Origin of the sequence: Micromonospora sp. C81 (assembly GCF_018070425.1) — a bacterium.
Lineage (GTDB): Bacteria > Actinomycetota > Actinomycetes > Mycobacteriales > Micromonosporaceae > Micromonospora > Micromonospora zamorensis.
This window is the reverse complement of the sequence record NZ_JAGPXS010000001.1, coordinates 351,192-370,696: the sequence shown is the minus strand read 5'-3', so window position 1 is coordinate 370,696 and position 19,505 is coordinate 351,192. Positions and strand designations below refer to the sequence as shown.

General features: G+C 71.3%; 15 protein-coding genes. 9 read left to right on the top strand and 6 right to left on the bottom strand.

The genetic code is table 11. The features are described from left to right. Window positions 1–80 precede the first annotated feature (80 nt). The 4 genes from KBX46_RS01770 (at window position 81) to KBX46_RS01755 (ending at window position 4,928) form a co-directional block, all read left to right on the top strand. Window positions 81–1,859, top strand: a complete 1,779-nt coding sequence (locus KBX46_RS01770) for an N-acetylglutaminylglutamine amidotransferase (protein WP_210790058.1) — start codon at window positions 81–83, stop codon at window positions 1,857–1,859. Beyond that, window positions 1,860–3,704, top strand: coding sequence for a prolyl oligopeptidase family serine peptidase (locus KBX46_RS01765; RefSeq protein ID WP_210790056.1), 1,845 nt, complete (start codon window positions 1,860–1,862; stop codon window positions 3,702–3,704). Between the two features lie 17 nt (window positions 3,705–3,721). Beyond that, on the top strand, window positions 3,722–4,300 hold the full coding sequence (locus KBX46_RS01760) for a hypothetical protein (protein ID WP_210790053.1): 579 nt from the start codon (window positions 3,722–3,724) through the stop codon (window positions 4,298–4,300). A 73-nt stretch (window positions 4,301–4,373) separates the two neighbouring features. Next, window positions 4,374–4,928 (top strand): dihydrofolate reductase family protein, encoded by a 555-nt coding sequence (locus KBX46_RS01755; protein ID WP_210790051.1) that lies wholly within the window; start codon window positions 4,374–4,376, stop codon window positions 4,926–4,928. A 5-nt stretch (window positions 4,929–4,933) separates the two neighbouring features. Here the strand turns inward: KBX46_RS01755 and KBX46_RS01750 are convergent, their stop codons facing one another. Then, window positions 4,934–7,975: a BTAD domain-containing putative transcriptional regulator gene (locus KBX46_RS01750; RefSeq protein WP_247666786.1), complete on the bottom strand. Its 3,042-nt coding sequence runs from the start codon at window positions 7,973–7,975 to the stop codon at window positions 4,934–4,936. Window positions 7,976–8,096: 121 nt separating this feature from the next. Between KBX46_RS01750 and KBX46_RS01745 the strand changes: the two genes are divergently transcribed. From KBX46_RS01745 to KBX46_RS01730, 4 genes are all read left to right on the top strand, one after another. After that, entirely contained in the window at window positions 8,097–8,369 is a 273-nt protein-coding gene (locus KBX46_RS01745; RefSeq protein WP_210790049.1) for a GlsB/YeaQ/YmgE family stress response membrane protein, read from the top strand. Between the two features lie 252 nt (window positions 8,370–8,621). After that, entirely contained in the window at window positions 8,622–10,475 is a 1,854-nt protein-coding gene (locus KBX46_RS01740; RefSeq protein ID WP_210790047.1) for an adenylyl cyclase, read from the top strand. A gap of 245 nt (window positions 10,476–10,720) precedes the next feature. Continuing rightward, a complete protein-coding gene (locus KBX46_RS01735) occupies window positions 10,721–11,773 on the top strand; it encodes an NAD-dependent epimerase/dehydratase family protein (protein ID WP_210790045.1) in 1,053 nt (350 codons plus the stop codon). A 124-nt stretch (window positions 11,774–11,897) separates the two neighbouring features. Further along, window positions 11,898–14,285, top strand: coding sequence for a discoidin domain-containing protein (locus tag KBX46_RS01730; protein ID WP_210790043.1), 2,388 nt, complete (start codon window positions 11,898–11,900; stop codon window positions 14,283–14,285). A 411-nt stretch (window positions 14,286–14,696) separates the two neighbouring features. On the opposite strand, the gene KBX46_RS01725 is transcribed toward KBX46_RS01730, so the two are convergent. Both KBX46_RS01725 and KBX46_RS01720 read right to left on the bottom strand, forming a co-directional pair. After that, window positions 14,697–14,984: a hypothetical protein gene (locus KBX46_RS01725; RefSeq protein ID WP_247666785.1), complete on the bottom strand. Its 288-nt coding sequence runs from the start codon at window positions 14,982–14,984 to the stop codon at window positions 14,697–14,699. Then, complete coding sequence (locus KBX46_RS01720) at window positions 14,978–15,298, bottom strand: hypothetical protein (RefSeq protein WP_210790040.1); 321 nt, start codon at window positions 15,296–15,298, stop codon at window positions 14,978–14,980. Before KBX46_RS01720 ends, KBX46_RS01725 begins: the two co-directional genes overlap by 7 nt. A 167-nt stretch (window positions 15,299–15,465) precedes the next feature. Here KBX46_RS01720 and KBX46_RS01715 point away from each other — a divergent pair, with 167 nt between their 5' ends. After that, entirely contained in the window at window positions 15,466–16,317 is an 852-nt protein-coding gene (locus KBX46_RS01715) for an alpha/beta fold hydrolase (RefSeq protein WP_088948591.1), read from the top strand. An 89-nt stretch (window positions 16,318–16,406) separates the two neighbouring features. Here the strand turns inward: KBX46_RS01715 and KBX46_RS01710 are convergent, their stop codons facing one another. From KBX46_RS01710 to KBX46_RS01700, 3 genes are read right to left on the bottom strand one after another with little or no spacing between them, the layout of a single operon-like run. Continuing rightward, the gene (locus KBX46_RS01710; RefSeq protein WP_210790038.1) at window positions 16,407–17,423 is read right to left on the bottom strand and encodes a methyltransferase; all 1,017 of its coding nucleotides are present in this window, start codon (window positions 17,421–17,423) and stop codon (window positions 16,407–16,409) included. A 43-nt stretch (window positions 17,424–17,466) separates the two neighbouring features. Next, a complete protein-coding gene (locus KBX46_RS01705; protein WP_210790036.1) occupies window positions 17,467–18,096 on the bottom strand; it encodes a hypothetical protein in 630 nt (209 codons plus the stop codon). Further along, window positions 18,093–19,499: a selenium-binding family protein gene (locus tag KBX46_RS01700; protein ID WP_210790034.1), complete on the bottom strand. Its 1,407-nt coding sequence runs from the start codon at window positions 19,497–19,499 to the stop codon at window positions 18,093–18,095. Before KBX46_RS01700 ends, KBX46_RS01705 begins: the two co-directional genes overlap by 4 nt. Window positions 19,500–19,505 lie beyond the last annotated feature (6 nt).

Genomic DNA, 19,505 nt, shown 5'->3' with positions numbered 1-19,505 from the left:
TCATCGGGACGCAACCCGGTCCGCCAAACCTGGACCCGTCAGCGGCCCGAGCGGACCCGAGCCGAACAGAGGTGCGTGGCATGTGCGGTATCGGAGGTGAGTTCCGCTTCGACGGGACGCCACCCGACATGGCGGCCGTCGAGCGGATGCTCCCCGCCCTGGCCTCCCGTGGCCCGGACGGTGAGGGCCGGTGGCAGCAGGGGCCGGCGGCCCTGGTGCACCGACGGCTGCGCATCATCGACCTCTCCGACGCGGGCGCCCAGCCGATGGTCGACGACGAGCTGGGTCTGGCCGTCGTCTTCAACGGCTGCATCTACAACTACCGGGAGCTGCGCGACGAGCTGATCGCCGCCGGTTACTCCTTCCGGTCCACCTCGGACACCGAGGTGATCCTCAAGGCGTACCACCGGTGGGGGACGGCCTGCGTCGAACGGTTCTACGGGATGTTCGCATTCGCCCTGGTGGAGATGGCCACGCACACCCTCGTGCTGGCCCGCGACCGGCTCGGCATCAAGCCGCTCTACCTGGCCGAGGGGCCGGGGCGGGTCCGCTTCGCCTCCACCCTGCCGGCGTTGCTGGCCGCCGGTGACGTGGACACCGACCTCGACCCGGTGGCGCTGCACCACTACATGAGCTTCCACTCGGTGGTGCCCCCGCCGCGCACGATCCTCGCCGGGGTGCGCAAGCTCCCACCGGCGACCGTGCGGGTGATCACCGCATCCGGCCGGAGCACCGACACGCTGTACTGGCGGCCGGAGTTCACCCGGGCCGCGGCCGATCCGATGTCCGCCGACGAGTGGCAGGAACGGCTCATGGCGGCGTTGCGCACCGCCGTACGCCGACGGATGGTCGCCGACGTGCCGGTCGGCGTGCTGCTCTCCGGCGGCCTCGACTCCAGCCTGATCGTCGCCCTGCTGGCCGAGCAGGGCCAGACCGGGCTGGCCACCTTCAGCATCGGCTTCGAGGCGGCGGCGGGGGAGAGCGGGGACGAGTTCCACTACTCCGATCTGGTGGCCCGTCACTTCGGCACCGACCACCACCAGATCCGCATCGGCGCGAGCCGGTTCGTCCCCGCCGTGCACGACGCCATCGCCGCGATGAGCGAGCCGATGGTCAGCCACGACTGCGTCGCGTTCCACCTGCTGTCCGAGGAGGTCTCGCAGCGGATCACGGTGGTCCAGTCCGGGCAGGGCGCCGACGAGATCCTGGCCGGCTACGACTGGTACCCGCCGATGGCCAACGTGGCCAGGGCGGACGCCGTCGAGGCGTACGCCCGGGTGTTCTTCGACCGTCGTCACGACGCGCTCGGCGGGCACCTGGCGCCCGAGTGGATGCTCGACCACGACGCGAGCCTGGAGTTCGTGGCCGCCCACTTCGCCGCACCGGGCGCGGACACCGCGCTGGACGCGGCCCTGCGGCAGGACAGCCTGGTGATGCTGGTCGACGACCCGGTCAAACGGGTTGACAACATGACGATGGCCTGGGGGCTGGAAGCCCGGGTGCCGTTTCTCGACCACGAGGTCGTCGAGCTGGCCGCCGCCTGCCCACCCGGGATGAAGCTGGCGCAGGGCGGCAAGGGCGTGCTGAAGGCGGCGAGCCGGGGCATCGTCCCGGACGCGGTGATCGACCGGCCGAAGGGCTACTTTCCGGTGCCCGCCATCCGGCACCTCTCCGGCCCGCTGCTCGACGACGTGCGCGACGCGCTGACCGCCCGGCCGGCCCGCGAGCGGGGCCTGTTCCGCAAGGACTACCTGGAGGAGTTGCTGGACGCGCCCAATGCCCGGCGGACCACGCTGGGTTCCAACGCACTCTGGCAGCTCGGGTTGCTGGAGCTCTGGTTGCAGCGGATCGGGGTTTAGATGAGCGTACGGACCGAGGTGCCGCGCACCGCCCGGCGGGCCCGACCCGTCGGGCACCGGCCGGCACCGCCGCTGCCTCCCGGCGAGGACCACGCGCCCGCGCCGTCCCCCGACGGTCGCCGGGTGGCGTTCCTCTCCGACCGGGCCGGCGCGCCGGGCGTCTGGGTCCGCGATGTCGACGCCGCCGAGGCTGTCGCGCTGCCCACCGGCGACGACCCGGTGCTCGCGCTGAGCTGGTCCCCGGACGGGCAGTGGCTGGCCTGCGTCGTCGCCCCCGGCGGCGCTCCCCGCACCGAGCTGTGGGTGCTGCGCCCGGACGGGTCACGACGCCGCCAGGTCGCCGGGTTCGGCCGTGGCAGCGCCGCGTTGGCCGGCTGGCTGCCCGAGGGCGCGGTCCTGATGATCACCGAGACCGACGAGCACGCCCGGGCCGTCCTGGTCGACGCGGGCACCGGGCACCGGCGGGTGCTCGCCGAGGGTGACCTGCTCACGCTCCTGGACGTCGCTCCGGACGTCGGCATCGCCCTGCTGCGCCGCGGCCCGCGCAACGCGCGCTGGCTGGAACTGCTCGACGTGGCGACAGGCGTCCGACGGCGACTGTTCCCGGACACCGGCCAGGGCAGCACCGACCAGGGCTGGTTCGGCCCGGACGGGACCAGCGTGCTGGCCCGCACCGACGCGTTCTCGGAACTCGCCGCGCTGCTGCGGGTCGACCTGACCCGACCGGAGCAGCCGCCGACCCGGCTCGCCGGACGACCGGACGCCGAGTTGGAGCAGGCCGTGCCGAGCGCCGACGGGCGGCGGGTCGCGCTGCTGTGGAACACCTACGGTGGCCGCAGTGAGATGAGCCTGCTCGACCTCGCCAGCGGCGTGCAGCGGGCCGTGGTGGCACCGGGCGAGGTGCTCGACGACGCCGTCTTCGCCGCCGACGGTGACCTGCTCTGCGTCACCGCGCAGGGGCCGGTGCAGCCTCGGGAGGTCTGGCTGGTGGACCCGACGTGCGGGGCGCTGCGCCCGCTGCGGCCGGACACCGGTGTGGCGCGTACCGGCGACGGCGGGGTCGCGCCGCACCTCGTCGACCTGCGTGCCCGCGACGGGTTGCCGCTCTCCGGCTGGCTCTACCGCCCGGTCGGGCCGGGTCCCTGGCCGACCGCCATCAGTCTGCACGGGGGCCCGGAGGCGCAGGAGCGTCCCTGCTACAACCCGTTGTTCCAGGCTCTCGTCGCGCAGGGCATCGCCGTGTTCGCGCCGAACGTGCGCGGCTCGTCCGGCTTCGGCCGGTCCTTCGTCGCGGCCGACAACCTCGCCGGCCGGTACGGCGCGATCGCCGACGTGGCGGCCTGCGCGGACTTCCTCGTCGACAGCGGCGTCGCCCGGCCCGGCCAGCTCGGCTGTCTGGGCCGTTCCTACGGTGGTTACCTGGTCCTCGCCGTGCTGGTGAACTTCCCCGGGCTGTTCGCCGCCGGGGTCGCCGAGTGCGGGATCTCCGACTTCCACACCTTCTACGCCGGCACCGAGCCGTGGATCGCCGCCGCCGCCGTCAGCAAGTACGGCGACCCGCAGCGCGACGCGGAACTGCTGCGTGACCTCTCGCCGATGACCCACCTCGACCGGCTCGACGTGCCGGTGATGCTCATCCACGGCGCCAACGACACCAACGTGCCGGCGGGCGAGTCGGCGCAGGTGGCGCAGGCCCTCGCCGCCCGGGACGTGCCGCACGGGCACCTGGTGCTCGCCGGCGAGGGGCACGACTTCCTGAAGCGCGCCAACGCCGAGGCGGCGCGTACGGCCACCACCGCCTGGCTGACCCGGCACCTCGCCGCGGCCACGACCACCGTCGGCTGAGGCGTTATCCTGCGCCGGTGGAGGTCACGGCGCAGGGCGAGCGGTTGGCGTCCGACCTCGGTCGCGCTCTGGCGGACCTGACCTTCGTCGACCTGAGCGCCGACGAGGTCACCGCGCGGGTGATCGACTCGGTGGTGGGGTGGGCCGAGGCCCAGGGCTGGCGGGTCTACCGGCGCGCCCCCAGCGTGCTGCCGTTGCCGCCGCCGCTGGAGCAACGGCACTCGGTCCTGGACGTGGCGTGTGCCCGCCCGGACGGCCCGCCGGTCGTCGTGGAGGTCGACCACACCGACCGGGCCCGTACGGTGCAGAAGTTGCGCGCGGAGGCGGACGCCGGCCGGATTCCGATCTGGGTGCGGTGGGGTGTCGGGCGTTTCACCGTGCCGCCCTTGCCGGTGCGGATGGTGACCGTCGAGGTGACCCGGCGTGCCGGGCCGGCGGGGCACGGACGCCTGCACAGCCGCACCGGCGATCGCCCCGCGCCGGCGCACTCGACCGGCGGCGGCACGGTGGCCACGCAGGCGCTGCCCATCCCGCTGACCGACCCGCTGGCGCAAGCGGCTCCAGGCGCGGCCGGGGACGCCGGTAAGGGCACCTGAAGCGAATCGTAAGCGGGCATTGGCAGAGTTCTGGGTGTCACCGGAGAGCACGACAGACAACCAGGAGATCCCGATGCGCAAGCTCATCAACTCGACCTACATCACCCTCGACGGCGTCATCGAGAACCCCATGTGGACCATGCCGTACTTCGACGAGGAGGCCGCCAGCCTCGCCGGGGCGCAGACCACCGAGGCCGACGCGATGCTGATGGGCCGAGCCACCTACGACGGCATGTCCGCCGCCTGGCCGACCAGGGACGAGAGCGACCCGACCACCGGCGCCGCGTACTTCAACAACGTCAAGAAGTACGTCGCCTCGACCACCCTGACCGACCCCACCTGGAACAACACGGAGGTGCTCCAGGGCGACCTGGTCGAGGCGGTCAGCGCGCTCAAGGCCCAGGAGGGCAGGAACATCATCCAGTACGGCTTCGGCTCGGTCACCGCGCAGCTGATCCGGGCGGGCCTGGTGGACGAGGTCCGGTTCTGGATCCACCCGGTGCTGGAGGGCGGCGCCAACCTGACGGTGCCGCTGACCGACTTCAAGGCCTCGTTCGACCTGGTCGACACCCGGGTGCACAAGAGCGGCGTGATCGTCGCCTCGTACGCGCCGAAGACGCCGGCCTGACCAGATCAGAGCTGAGCCCGGGCCTCGCTCGGGCTCAGCTTCGCGCCCTCGGCGAGCAGCGCGTCGAACCGCTGCGGCCCGAGTGCGGCCCGCAGGCGTTCGGTCGTCCGGTCGGTGTCGTCGCGTTCGGCCGGCGCGGCGGGGGACTGCGTGGCTAGTCGGGCAGCGGCAGCGGCGCCCAGCAATCGGGCGGCCACCTCGGGGGAGCGGACCGCCGCGGCCATCCCCTCCAGGGGGCCGACCGCGTCGCGCATCGTGGTCATCGCCTCGGCGGCCTCGAACGCCTCGATGTGCAGGGCCAGCGCGGCATCCGGGTCACCGCCCTGCTCGAGGGCGTAGCCCAGCTCCACCAGGACCATCGGCAGGTAGAGCGCGGGTTGACTCTCGCCCCGGCCCAGGTCGGCGAGGTGGCTGAGGTGGGTAACGGCCAGGTCGAGCTTGCCGTCGCGGCGGGCGGCCAGCCCGAGGCTCATCTCCGCGAAGACCAGCGCACCGGGCGAGCCCTGCTCGACCGCCAGGGCGTACGCGCGTTCGGCCAGCTCCCGACCCTGGGCGTAGTCGCGGGTCTGCACGGCGAGCCAGGCCAGCCAGGACAGCTCTGCGCAGACCTGCGGCCACAGCGCCAGCTCCTCGGCCCAGCGCAGCCCCTCGCGGTGCAGCGCGGCGGCGCGCTCGTGCTCGCCGCGCATGTCGGCCAGGCCACCCACCCACTCGGTGGCGCGGAGCCGGCCCCACCGGTCGCCGAGGTCGGCGAAGAGCGCGGCGCTGCGGGTCGCGGTGTCCTCCAGGGTGGCCTGGTCACCGTTGGCGTGCGCGATGTGGGCCAGGGAGGTGAGCACCGCGGCCTCGGTCCACCTGTCGACGGTGGCGGTGGGCAGCAGCTCCGCCGCCAGGGCCAGGTCGCCGTGCTCGATCACCGCGTTGGCCGCGAACCACGCGGCGTGGCCGCCCGGGTCGGCGGCCACCGCGGCGCGTACGTCGTCCGGCTCGGTCGCCTCGCCCTGCGACAGGGCGAACCCGACCCGCCAGGGGGCCGCCCGGGTCTCCTGTTCCGGGTCGCCCGGCACGGCCAGGGCTCGCCGCGCCTCGGTGAGCCGGCCGCGCAGGTGCCAGTACCAGCTCAGCGCGACCGCCAGGCGCAGCCCTCCGCCGTGCACCAGCGCGGATCGCAGGTTCGCCATCTCGGCGTCCAGCAGCGCCAGCCACCGCTGCTGGTCGGCCCCGCGCAGCTCCGGGTCGGCGCGCTCGGCCAGCTCCGTGTAGTAGGTGGCGTGCCGGGTGCGCACGGCGTCGGCGTCGGTCAGTCGGTCCAGGCAGAACGCCGCGACCGATTCGAGCAGCCGGTAGCGCGGGTTGGCGCCGGAGTCGTCGAGCACCACCAGCGACCGGTCCACCAGCCGGGCGAGGGTGTCCAGGTCGGTCCCGCAGACGTACTCGGCGGCCTCCGGGGTGCAGCCGTCCCGGAACACCGCCAGCCGGGCCAGCACCATCCGGTCGGTCTCGTCGAGGAGGTCCCAGCTCCAACCGATCACCGCGGTCAGCGTCCGCTGCCGGGGTGGCACGTCCCGCTGCTGGGTGGTGAGCAGCCGGAAGCGGTCGTCGAGCCGTTCCACCACACCGCGCACGCCCAGCGCGCGCACCCGGGTCGCGGCCAGCTCCAGCGCGAGCGGCAGGCCGTCGAGGCGGCGGCAGAGCTGCGCGACCGCGGCGGCGCTCTGCCCGTCGAGGCGGAACCCGCGCTGCTGCGCGGCGGCGCGGGCGGCGAACAACCGGGCCGCCGCCGAGCGCCGGACCGTGCCCAGGTCACCGTCATCCGGCACGGGCAGTGGGGGTACCTCCCAGAGCAGTTCACCGGTCAGCCCGAGTGGCTCCCTGCTGGTGGCCAGCACCCGCAGCCCGGGCACCTCGCGCAGCAGCCGGGCGACCAGCTCGGCGACCGGGTCGATGACGTGTTCGCAGTTGTCCAGCACGAGCAGCAGGTGTCGGTGCCGCAGGGTCGCCACCAGCCGGTCGGCGGGGGACATGCTCGTGCCGGCCGCCTCGTAGCTGCCCAGAGCGGCGAGCACCTGCTCGGCGACGAGCGCGTCACCGGCGGGCAGCGGGGCCAGCTCGACCAGCTGGACTCCGTCGGGAAGGGACTGCACGCGGGCCGTCTCGACGGCCAGTCTGGTCTTGCCGACGCCACCCGGCCCGACCAGCGTCACCAACCGCTGCCGGGACAGCAGCTCGCTCAACTCGGCCAGCGCCTCGGCCCGCCCGACCAGCTCGTCGAGCGGGGCGGGAAGGCTGGTGCGGATGACCGCGGCCTTCGGCGGCGCGCTGAGGGCGGCGTCCTGTTCGAGGATCCTGCGGTGCAGGGCGACCAGCTCGGGGCCGGGGTCGAGGCCCAGCTCCTCGGCGAGCCGCTCCCGCAGGTCGGCGTAGCTGTCCAACGCCTCGGACTGGCGGCCGGCCGCGTACAACGCGCGGAGCTGCACCGCCCGCAGGCCCTCACGCAGCGGATGCCGGGTGACCAGCTCGGCGAGGTCGGCGGCGACCAGGTCGTGTTCACCCCGGGCCAGCCGGGCCTCGGCCAACCGTTCGTGGACGGCGAGGCGCTGCTCGGCGAGGCGGGTGGCCTCCGCGCGGACGAACTCGGCGTCGGCCACGTCGGCGTACGCCTCGCCGCGCCACAACGCGAGGGCATCGGTCAACCGCTCGACGTCGGTGCACCGTGCCAGCTCGTCGAACCGGGCGACGTCGACCGCGTCGACCCGCAGCAGATAGCCCGGCGGCCGGGACTCAACCAGCTCGCGGGCACCCGGCTCGGCGTCGTTGAGCGCCTTGCGCAACTGGGACACCCGCACCTGGAGGGCGCCGGCGGGGTTGGCGGGGCAGTCCTCGCCCCACAGATCGTCGATGAGGCGGTCCGCCGAGACCACCTGATTGCGGTTGACCAGCAGGTCGGCCAGCAGCGCGCGTACCTTCGTGCCGGGCACCACCACCGGCTCGCCGGCGTCCGTGGTCACGGCGAGCGGCCCGAGCACCCCGAACTGCACGGCGGTCATCCTAACGCCGGTAAGGCGGCCTGAAGCCGACCGCAAGATTGAAGATCCAGAGGGTGTTTCGCGGCTCGTTGCCCGGGGCAATCAAAGGCCGACGACATTCCCCTCGCAAAGGACGACTCCCGTGGAAATTACCGGCTTCTTCGCCGCCATCATCATCGGTCTGATCATCGGCGTGCTGGGCCGGCTGGTGGTGCCGGGCAAGCAGAACATCCCGATCTGGCTGACCCTGCTCATCGGTGTGGTCGCGGCGATCCTCGGCACCCTCGTCGCCGGTGCCCTCGGTGTCGACGACACCAGCGGGATCGACTGGATCGAGCTGATCCTGCAGGTCGTCTTCGCCGCTGTCGGCGTGGCGATCGTCGCCGGTGCCTACGGCCGGCGCCGGGTGCGCTGACCTCTCACACCTCGTGCCGGCCCGCCCTCCTCAGGAGGGCGGGCCTCGCCGTATCCGGACTCCGAAATGGACCGACCGGTACCGGCACCAAGTTCGCCGTCCGTGGTCATGGCGGGCGGCCGGATTAACGGGTAGAAAGATGTCAACCCCCTTCCGGCCCGGCCCAACCTCCGGCCGGCAGGGGTCAGAGAGCGCTCTCACCGCCCCCAGCTGCGCCGGAAGCATCTCCGGCCAGCGGAGAGGACGAACTACATGACAAGCCCGTCCCTACGTACCCTCACCCTTGCTCTGCTGGTGACCACCGCCGTCACCGTGACCAGCACCGCCGCCACCGCCGGTCGCCCGACCCACGGCTCACCGGACTTCGGCCCCAACGTGACGATCTTCGACCCGGGCATGCCGGTCGCCGAGATCCAGCAGACCCTGGACGCGGCCCACGCCCGGCAGGTCGACAACGAGATGGGCACCGAGCGGCACGCCTACCTGTTCAAGCCGGGCACGTACGGCACGGCCGAGCAGCCGTTGCAGGCCAAGGTCGGCTACTACACCGAGGTGTCCGGTCTGGGCGCCTCGCCCACCGACGTCACGGTGAACGGCAAGCTCGAGGTCTACAACCGTTGCCTGGCCGACGGCGGCACCGGCAACTGCCTCGCGCTGGTCAACTTCTGGCGCACCCTGTCCAACCTGTCGCTCACCATCAACGCCTCCGGCCAGGACGGTTGCCGGTCGACGGCGAACTTCTGGGCGGTGTCCCAGGCGGTGTCGATGCGCCGGTTGAACATCAACGGCGGCGGTCTGTCGCTGATGGACTACTGCACGGCCGGCCCGCAGTTCGCCAGCGGCGGCTTCATCGCCGACTCGCGGCTGCCGGCCACCACCAACGGCTCGCAACAGCAGTGGCTGACCCGCAACAGTGAGGTCGGCAGCTGGTCCAACGCGGTGTGGAACCAGGTCTTCGCGGGCGTCGAGGGCGCGCCGGACGACGCCACGTTCCCCGACCCGCCGTACACCACACTGGAGACCACCCCGCTGAGCCGGGAGAAGCCGTACCTCTTCGTCGACGGCAAGGGTCGCTACAACGTGCGGGTTCCCGCCGCGCAGCGCGACAGCCGGGGAGTCTCCTGGGCCGACGGCATGACGCCGGGACGGACGATCGGGATCGACGACTTCTTCGTCGCCAAGCCGTCCGACCCGGTACGCGTCATCAACGCCCAACTCGCGCGCGGGAAGCACCTGCTGCTCACCCCCGGCACGTACGATATCGCCCGCAGCATCGAGGTGCGGCGGCCCGGCACCGTGGTGCTCGGAATCGGCCACGCGACGCTCACCGCGGTTAACGGCGCCATCCCGCTCGACGTCGCCGGTGTCCCCGGCGTGATCGTCGCCGGTGTCACGATCGACGCTGGTCTCGTCGAGTCGCCGGTCCTGCTGCGGGTGGGCCGCCAGCACGGCCACAACGCCAGCAGTCCGCACAACCCGACCACGCTGTCCGACGTGTACTTCCGGGTCGGCGGCCCGCACATCGGCCGGACGAACACCGCGCTGGAGGTCAACAGCGACAACGTGCTCATCGACCACACCTGGGTCTGGCGCGGTGACCACGGCGTCGAGGGCTTCACCGAGGGTGTCAACGGTGACACCGACCGCTGGCGCACGAACACCGGTCGCTACGGCGCCGTCATCAACGGCGACCACGTGACCGCGACCGGCCTGTTCGTCGAGCACTTCCAGCGCTACAACACGGTCTGGAACGGCGAGCACGGCACCACGATCCTGTACCAGAACGAGCTGCCGTACGACCCGCCGACGCAGGCCGACTGGATGAACGGCGCGGTCGAGGGCTGGGCCGGGTACAAGGTCGGTGACCGGGTGCGTCACCACACCCTGCACGGCGGCGGGGTGTACGTCTTCAACCAGAACAACCCGTCGATCCACACCGAGAACGGCTTCGAGGTGCCGAACCGGCCGGGCGTGAAGCTGCACCACGTCATGACCGTCAACCTCAGCGCCGGCACGATCGACCACGTGGTCAACGGCGTCGGCGAGGCGGCCGACATGACCAAGGTGGGCGCGCCGGTCTACCTCGCGCAGTACCCGACTTCGTAAGGGTCTCGGGTGTACCAACGGGGCCGGAGCCGGCATGGCTCCGGCCCCGTCGGCTGTGGAACGGTCAACGGATCCAATCCGCGCGGGAACGCTGCCGGCCGACCGTGGCCGCGACGAACCCTCATGTCCGCTCCGCTGCATTAGGCGAAAAGTCTCTTTCGTGGTTATTTGGTGGGTTACTGTCGTGCCTGGCCGTCTTGGTGTGCGAAGCGGGCCGACAGGCTCTGTCGTCCAAGGAGTTCCAGGTGGACCTGCCAGTTACTACCGTCGGGGTCGACCCGGCGAACGACCTGACGCCCCGGCGTGTTCTGGTCACGGGAGGTGCCGGCTTCATCGGAAGCCATGTGGTCGCCCGGCTGATGCTGATGGGCAGCCAGGTCCGGGTGCTCGACAACTTCTCCACCGGCCGGCTCGAGAATCTGGCGGACGCCGTGTGCGGCGGTCTGACCGATGCGGACGTCGTCTCCGGTGACATCCGTACGCCGGAGGGCATCGAGGTCATCCACCAGTGGCAGCCGGACGTCGTGGTGCACCTCGCCGCGCAGGCGAACGCTCCGGTGGGTCGCCGCTCACCGCTGTACGACGCCGACGTGAACGTCTTCGGCACCGCCAACGTGCTGGACGCGTGCGCCCGCAGCGGCGTACGACTGGTGGTCAATGCGGCCGGCAGCGCCATCTTCGGCAGCGTCCCCGCCCACGACCTGCCGGTCCGCGAGGACCACCCGATCGCACCGGTGGACCCGTACGGCATCAGCAAGGCCGCCGGCGTGCACTATCTCGACTGGTACGGACGCCAGCACGGCCTGTCGTACACGTCGATGGTCTTCGGCAACGTCTACGGGTCCCGGCAGGAGGGCGGCGACTACGGCGTCGTGTCCCTGATGGTGGATGCTCTGCTCGGTGGCCGCCAGGCGGTGATCTACGACGACGGCACACAGACCCGGGACTTCATCCACGTCAGCGACGTCGCCGAGGCGGTGGCCGTCGCCTGCCACCACAGCGGGGTGGGGATGGTCAACATCGGTTCCGGCCAGCAGACGAGCATCAACGACGTGTACGACACCGTCCGGGAGGCGTCCGGTGTCGACGACACGGCCCGCTACGAGCCGTTGCCCTGGCCGGGCGAGGTGCGCAACATGGCGCTGGACACCAGGAAGGCGCGCGAGCTGCTCGGTTGGCGGCCGAAGCTCGGCTTCACCGAGGGCGTACGGATGACGGTGCGCGACGCCCGCCGTTGGCAGGCCGGCAGCCGGATCCTGTCCCCGGTGCGCGCCCTGGACCAGGCACTGACCCACTGATGACCCAGCGTGAAATTCCCGTCATCTGATCTGGAATTTCATCGATCAGTCTAACTCTTGCGGGCTGGCATCCGCTGCTGCCACGATGACCGTCAATGCCTTCCGTCCCGAAGGAGTGGTCGTCATGGCGGTCTCCCGCCGCAGGTTCGTCACGTCCGTGATGGCGGGGTCCGCCCTCGCCGCCGCCTCCAGCACCGAGCTGCTCACCACCCTGGCCAGCCCCGCCTCCGCCGCCAGTCCTCCCGGGGACGTGGTCGGCAAGGTGACGGTCGGCTACCAGGGCTGGTTCAGCGCCCCCGGTGACTCGGCGCCGATCGGCGGTTGGTGGCACTGGAGCCGCGACCGTTTCCAGCCGCCCTCGCCCGCCAACACCACCATCGAGTCCTGGCCGGACATGCGCGAGTACACGCGCACCTATCCCACCGCGTACCCCAACCTGGGCAACGGCCAGCCGGCCACCCTGTTCTCCTCCTACGACCAGCAGACGGTGGACACCCACTTCCGGTGGATGCAGGAGTATGGCTGCGACACCGCCGCGTTGCAGCGGTTCAACCCGACGGGCGACGAGGGGCCGACCCGCGACGCGATGACGCAGAAGGTCCGCTCCGCCGCCGAGCGCTACGGCCGCAAGTTCTACATCATGTACGACGTCACCGACTGGTTGACCTTCCAGTCGGACATCAAGACCGACTGGACGACGAAGATGTCGGCGCACGTCGCGTCCTCCGCGTACGCCCGGCAGAACGGCAAGCCGGTCGTGTGCATCTGGGGCTTCGGTTTCAGCGAGCCCAGCCGACCGTTCACCCCCGGGCCCTGCCTGGAGGTCATCAACTGGTTCAAGGCGCAGGGCTGCTACGTCATCGGTGGCGTGCCCACCTGGTGGCGGCAGGGCATCGAGGACTCCCGTCCGGGCTTCCTCGACGTCTACCACGCGTTCAACGCGATCTCGCCGTGGATGGTCTACCGGGCCAGGACCGTGGAGGAACTCGACTCGTACTACAACAACGTCAACGTCGGCGACATGGCCGACTGCGCGGCACGCGGCATCGACTACCTGCCCTGCGTGATGCCCGGGGACCTCGCCGGTGGTCACCGCAAGCACGGCGACTTCTACTGGCGGCACATCTACAACATGGTCCGACTTGGCTCCCAGGGCCTCTACGTGTCCATGTACGACGAGTACAACGAGGGCAACCAGATCGCGAAGACCTCCGAGACCCAGGCCACCACCCCGGCCGGCGCGAACATCCGCGCCCTGGACGAGGACGGCGTGGCCTGCTCCTCCGACTACTACCTGCGGATCACGGCCGACGGCGGTCGGATGCTCAAAGGGCAGCTGGCGCTCACCGCGGTCCGTCCCACGCCACCGATGATCGGCACGCCGCCACCGACCGGCGGGAACCTGGCCGCCGGCCGGCCCACCTCGGCGAGCAGCCAGGGCGGCGGGTTCCCGGCGGCGAACGCGGTGGACTCGAACGTCGGCAGCTACTGGGAGAGCAGCGGCGGCGCCTTCCCGCACTGGTGGCAGGTCGACCTCGGCGCCAGTCACCAGGTCAACCGACTGGTGCTACGGCTGCCCGCCGGATGGGGCGCGCGCACCCAGACCATCACCGTGCAGGGCAGCGTCGACGGCAGCTCCTTCGCCACCATCACCCCGGCCGCCGGGTTCGCCTTCGACCCGGCGACCGGCAACACCGTCACCCGCACGCTGCCGACCACGACCGCCCGCTACGTCCGCCTCAGCATCGGCGGCAACACCGGCTGGCCGGCCGCCCAACTCGCCCAGGTCGAGGTGTACGCGGCCACCACCACACCGGACAACCCGCCGACCGCGCCGAGCGGCCTGACGGTCACCGGCCGGACGTCAGCCAGCGTGTCGCTGGCGTGGACGGCGTCGACCGACGACACCGGCGTGACCGGTTACCAGGTGCGCCAGGGCGGCACTGTCGTCGCCACCGTCACGGGCACCACGGCGACCGTGAGCGGGCTCAACCCGTCCACCGCGTACACCTTCACGGTCACCGCGCGCGACGCCGCCGGCAACACGTCCGGCGCGTCCAACACGGTCACCGTGACGACGGACGCCCCGACCAACGCGGACCTCGCCCGCGGCCGATCCACCAGCGAGAGCAGCCACGTCCAGAGCTACGGGTCGGGCAACGTGGTCGACGGCGACCCGAACAGCTACTGGGAGAGCGCCAACAACGCGTTCCCGCAGTGGGTCCAGGTCGACCTCGGTGCGACGCGCACGGTCGGGCGGGTGGTGCTCAAGCTGCCCCCGGCCACCGCCTGGGCCAGCCGCACGCAGACCCTGGCCGTGCAGGGCAGCAGCGACGGCGGCAGCTTCAGCACACTGGCCGGCTCGGCGGGGCGTACTTTCAACCCGACCACCGGCAACCAGGTGAGCATCGCCTTCACCGCCGCGCAGACCCGGTACGTGCGCATCACGGTCACCGGCAACACCGGCTGGCCTGCCGGGCAACTGTCGACCCTGGAGGTCTACCAGAGCTGAGCCGACGAGCAGGACGACCGCCTGGGGAGCGGCAGTCGTCCGGCTCGGGTCGTCCGTGCTCGGGTCGTCCGTGCTCTGGTCGTCACGCTCCTGTCGCCCGGCTGGGGTTCTCAATGACCGGTTCCGCAGTTCGGCCGTCGGGTTTGGGGTGGTGCTGCGGTCTGACCGAGCGGTCTGTCCAGCATCCGGTCAAAGCGTTCCGCCTGTCGGGATGTCGGCGATGGTCGGCTCGGGTTCCTTGAAGTCGGGGTATCCACGCGGCGGGGACACCCCGATTTCAGCAAACCCGTGTTGATCTCGGCGGTCCGACATCGCGCAAGCCGACGCCGACGCCGCGCGTGCCGCCGCTTGCAAGGTCAGCCCAGCGGGCATGGGTCAGCCCGGCGGGCTGGTCCACCGACGGGCAGGGGGTCAGCAGAACCAGCCGTCCTGCACCCAGCCGCGGCGGTTGATGTGCCCGTAGGCGAAGCCGTAGACGTAGCCACCGCTGCGGGGACCTTCGACCAGGAACGTCTGACCCTGGTAGAGGGTGCCCATCCAGGCGCCGACGGGTTGGGTGCGGACGAACAGGTCGCTCGCGCAAACCGTCTCCCGTTGCCCGATCGTGCCGTTGGCGGCCCGCGCGGAAGCCGGCAGCGCGACTGTCGCGGCGAGAACCCCGGCGAGCAGACCGGCGAGTGTCCGGCGCCGGGTCACCATGAGTCGTACCCGCCGATGCACTCGGCGCGCAGGTAGCCCCAGTCGTTGGGGCCGAAGTCGAACGATGCCGCCCACCCGTTGTAGACCGGGTGCGCGCCCGGTGTGTGACCGATCTTGTTGCCGTAGGCGAGGGTGCGCTTGAGGCCGGTGGGGCCGCCGGCGGAGTCGTAGTTGGCGTAGAAGCTGGCGCTCTGGCACACCACGACGGCGTGCCGGGGCACCACCGGGTCGGCGTGGGCCGGCGTGGCACTCAGCGCGGCCGTTGCTGACCCGAGGGCCAACGCGGCGATCGTCGTGCGGATTCGTCGGGGCATGCCCACCTCCCGTACGCCGAAACTTTCCTACCTCCGACCCTATCGAGAGCGTCGATATCTGTCGATGGCTGGAGGGGTCGCTGTGCTTTCGACGGCCGGCATATCCGCCGACCCGGCGGGAAAGCGCGCTGACGTCCGACAGCCCGATACCGGAGCAGGAGACAAACATGCCTTTCATCACCGTGGGAACGGAAAACTCCGCGCCCATCGACCTGTACTACGAGGACCACGGTTCCGGTAAGCCGGTGGTGCTGATCCACGGCTTCCCGTTCAACGGGGCGACCTGGGAGAAGGTGACCACCCAGCTGCTCAACGCCGGATACCGGACGATCACCTACGATCGGCGCGGTTACGGCAACTCCGCCCAGCCGACCTTCGGGTACGACTACAACACGTTCGCGGCGGACCTGGACGTGCTGATGACCGAGCTGAACCTGAGCGACGTGACCCTCGTCGGTCACTCGATGGGCACCGGTGAGGTCATTCGCTACCTGGGCAACTACGGCTCCCAGCGCGTGAGCCGGGCCGTGGTGCTCAGCCCGCTGCAACCCATGCTGGCCAAGGCCAACGACAATCCGGAGGGTGTCGACCGGAGCCTCTTCAAGGGTTTCCAGGACGCCATCATCAAGGACCGTTTCGCGTACCTGACGTCGTTCTGCGACGCGTTCTTCAACCCGGACCAGAACATGGGCAAGCGGGTCAGCGAGGAGGCGTACCGGGCGCACTGGCAGATCGGCGCGATGGCCTCCGCCAAGGGCACCCACGACAGCGTGGACGCCTGGCAGGAGGACTTCCGCCCCGACCTGCCGAAGATCGACATCCCGGTGCTGATCGTGCAGGGTGACCAGGACCGGGTGCTGCCCTACCCGGTGACCGGCCAGCGGCTCGGGCCGATGATGCCGACCGGCAAGCTCGTCACGCTCAAGGGCGCGCCGCACGGCATCCCGTGGACACACGCCGAGGACGTCAACAAGGCGATCCTGGACTTCATGAAGCAGCCGGTCAAGGCTCGCGCCTGACCCGTACCGGTAGCCGATCGGACGCCAGCGCCGTGAGGCGCCGCGACACCCGGCCCACGGTTCGCACCGGGGCCGGGTGTCGTCGTCGGTCAGGCCCGCCGGGCCACCACAGCGCCGTTGGCACCGGGGGCGTCAAACGGCACGGTACGCACGTCGACGAAACCGGCATCGGTGAGCCAGGCGGCGTACTCGGCGCCCGAGTAGTTGCGGCCACCCTCGGTCTCGACCAGCATGTTCATCCCCATCAGTGCGGCCTCCGGCGGCCCGGTCCGCTCGTCGTTGAGCAGGAGTTCGCAGACGACGATCGCCCCGCCGGGCGGCAGCGCCGCGTGGCACCGGGCCAGCAGCGCCCGGTTCGTCGGCTCGTCCCAGTCGTGCAGGATCATGCTGAGCAGGATGACGTCGTGCCCGTCCGGCAGCGCCGGGTCGGCGAGGAAGTCGCCGCCCACCGCGTCGATCCGCTCGGTCAGGCCGGCCTCCGCGATCCGCTCCCGTGCCCGTACGCAGACGTGCGGCAGATCCAGGACGGTGGCCCGCAACTCGGGCAGGCGGCGGCAGAACTCGATCGGGAACGCCCCGGCCCCGCCCCCGACGTCGAGCAGGCGGCGGTGCGCGGAGAAGTCGTACGCGTCGGCCAACGCGGCGGCGGTGAAGCTGGACGTGGAGAACATCGCGTCCCAGAACTGCGTCAGCATCTCCGGGTCGGCGGTGTCGAACATCGACTGCTGTGCCTCCGGGTCCCAGGTCAACGGCCGATCCGTGCGCAGGGCCTCGCCGATGCGGTGCCAGGGCAGATAGGTGCGCAGGTCGGAGTAACGGATCTGCGCACCGAAGTAGTACGGGCGACCCTCGACCAGGAACTGCTCGGCCAACTCGGAGTTGCGGTAACCGTCGCCGGCCTTCTCCAGCAGGCCGAGCGAGGCACTGGCGGCCAGCAACAGGTCCGCGGGCCGGTCCGGCAGCCCGAACTCGGCGGCGGCCTGCTCGGCGGTCATCGTCCGACCCCCGGCGAGCCGGGTGAACAGACCGAGTTCGACGCCGGCCGCGAGGGTCTTGAACCCCCACACACCGGCCACCAGACGCATGAGGGGAGTCGGAGTGATCATGCCGCCATGAGACCACAGATCGGCTCCGTCCACGATGGTCGGTTCACGCCCGGAGCAACGTGACCAATCCGGCGGCGACCAGCACCCCGGCCCAGAGCCGGTCGACGTTGAACCAGGCCCGACGCAGCACACCGACCCCGAGCACCTGGTAGACCAGAATCGCGATGGCCAGCGCGGTGCCGAGCATCGCCACTGTGTGCACGCCGGCGGCGGCGAGCCCGGACAGGGCACCCACCGGCGCGCTGGCCAGGTGCCCGGAGTGGCCCCCGGGCACCGGCTCGGCCACCAGCACCGGCAACAGCATCAGCCCCGCGCCGTGGGCCGACGACATGAGGAACGACCAGCCGGCGAGCTGCGCCGCGGACAGCCGCATCCCCGCCCAGCGGAAGTGCCTCTCGGAGAGCAGTCGCCACAAACCGAACGCGACCAGCAGCACGCCGCCGACCACCGCGAGGGCGGTGCTCGCCGTCACCGAACGGGTCGCGGTGACCAGTGCCGCGACGATCCCCACCGAGGCGAGGTGCCCGGCCGCGATCGGCGACAGGGCGCGCAGCAACGCCGTCCGGCTGCGCTCCTGCAGGCCCCGGGCCACCGCGAACAGCCAACCCATCGCCGGGTTCAGACCATGGAACGCGCCGAGCGCGGCAAGCGTCGCCAGTGTGGAGACGCTCACGGAAAGCAGTACGAGTCGGAGGACGCGTCCCCGCCCTGCAACCGGGTCTGGTGCACCCGCAGGCCCCGGAACTCATCCCCGTGCGGAAAGAACCGCTCGTCCGGGGTGAGCCCACCGGCCTCGACGTCCACGTCGAGCTTGGCCAGCCAGGCACCCACCCCGTCGGGGTAGAACTGGTCGTCCCACGCGCCGTAGAGCGAGTTGCTGACGTAGACCCGCCGCCCGTCCCGGCTCACCTCCACCATCTGCGGGCCGCCGGCGAGGGCCTCGTCCGGCGCGGACGGGTGCGCTGTGCGACGCACGATCCCACCGAGATGCACGGAGCCGGTCAGTACGGGACGCAGCGGGTCGCTGACGTCGTACTGGCGCAGCTCTCCGGTGCCCCAGCAGGAGACGTAGAGGAACCGGTCGTCGACGGACAGGTCGATGTCGGTCACCAGTGGCGGCACCGCCCCGAACGGCTTGAGCAGGTCGGGCAGATCCGCCGGGTCCGCCGGCTCGGCCGGAATGTCGATCACCTTGGTGACCGCCCAGGCGTCGCCGTCGCGGTGCCACAGCCAGACCGAGGCGGAGAGGTCCTCGACACTGATCACCACCCCGACGAACCCGTACGACTTCGACGGGTCGTGCGCCGGGCGCAGCTCCAGCGGCATCTGATATTGATCGCCCAGGTCGACCCGCTGGACGTGCCGACGTTTCGCGAGGTCCCAGAAGTGGATGGCGTGGCCGTAGCGTCGACCCAGCAGCAACTCGCCGATGATGCCGTCCTCGATCATCGACGGAGTGCCCCACTCGCTGGTGACCAGCACGTCCTGGGTGAGGTGCCACCACAGGTCGTACGCCAGGAACTGTGGACCCCGGTCGGCCTCCCACGCCCCGCGTACCTCGAACGTGGTGTGGTCGAGGATGGCGATGCCTCCCGGACCCTCCGCGCCGTCCGCGCCCCCGAGAGCGGAGAGGTAGATGCCGTCCGGCCCACAGTGCACTGTGTGCGGGCGCGAGTAGCCGGCGCGCTTCGCCAGCTCCTCCGGGCCGATCACCTTGACCACCTGCGGCTGACGCGGGTCGGGTTGGGTGTCGACCACGTGGATCCGCGACGACCGCAGGCCGGGAACGATCAGGTAGCGCCGCTCGACGTGCGGGTGCGGGGCGGTCGGACAGAGCGCGCTGCTGCACGCGTTCCAGCCGAAGTGGTGCAGCTCGTCGCCGACGTAGGGCAGGTCGGTCCAACCCACGACCCGGCCGTAGTCGGGGGAGTCCGGGTCGGTGTCCAGCACCACGATGGCGTCCGGGCGGCTGGCCGTACGGTCGAAGGCGGCCACGTAGGCGAGCTTCTCGGCCGGTGCGGTCACCGCCTCCCGAGGCGAGGGATAGAACGTGGGGTCGGGGGTCCAGCGGGTCATCACAGC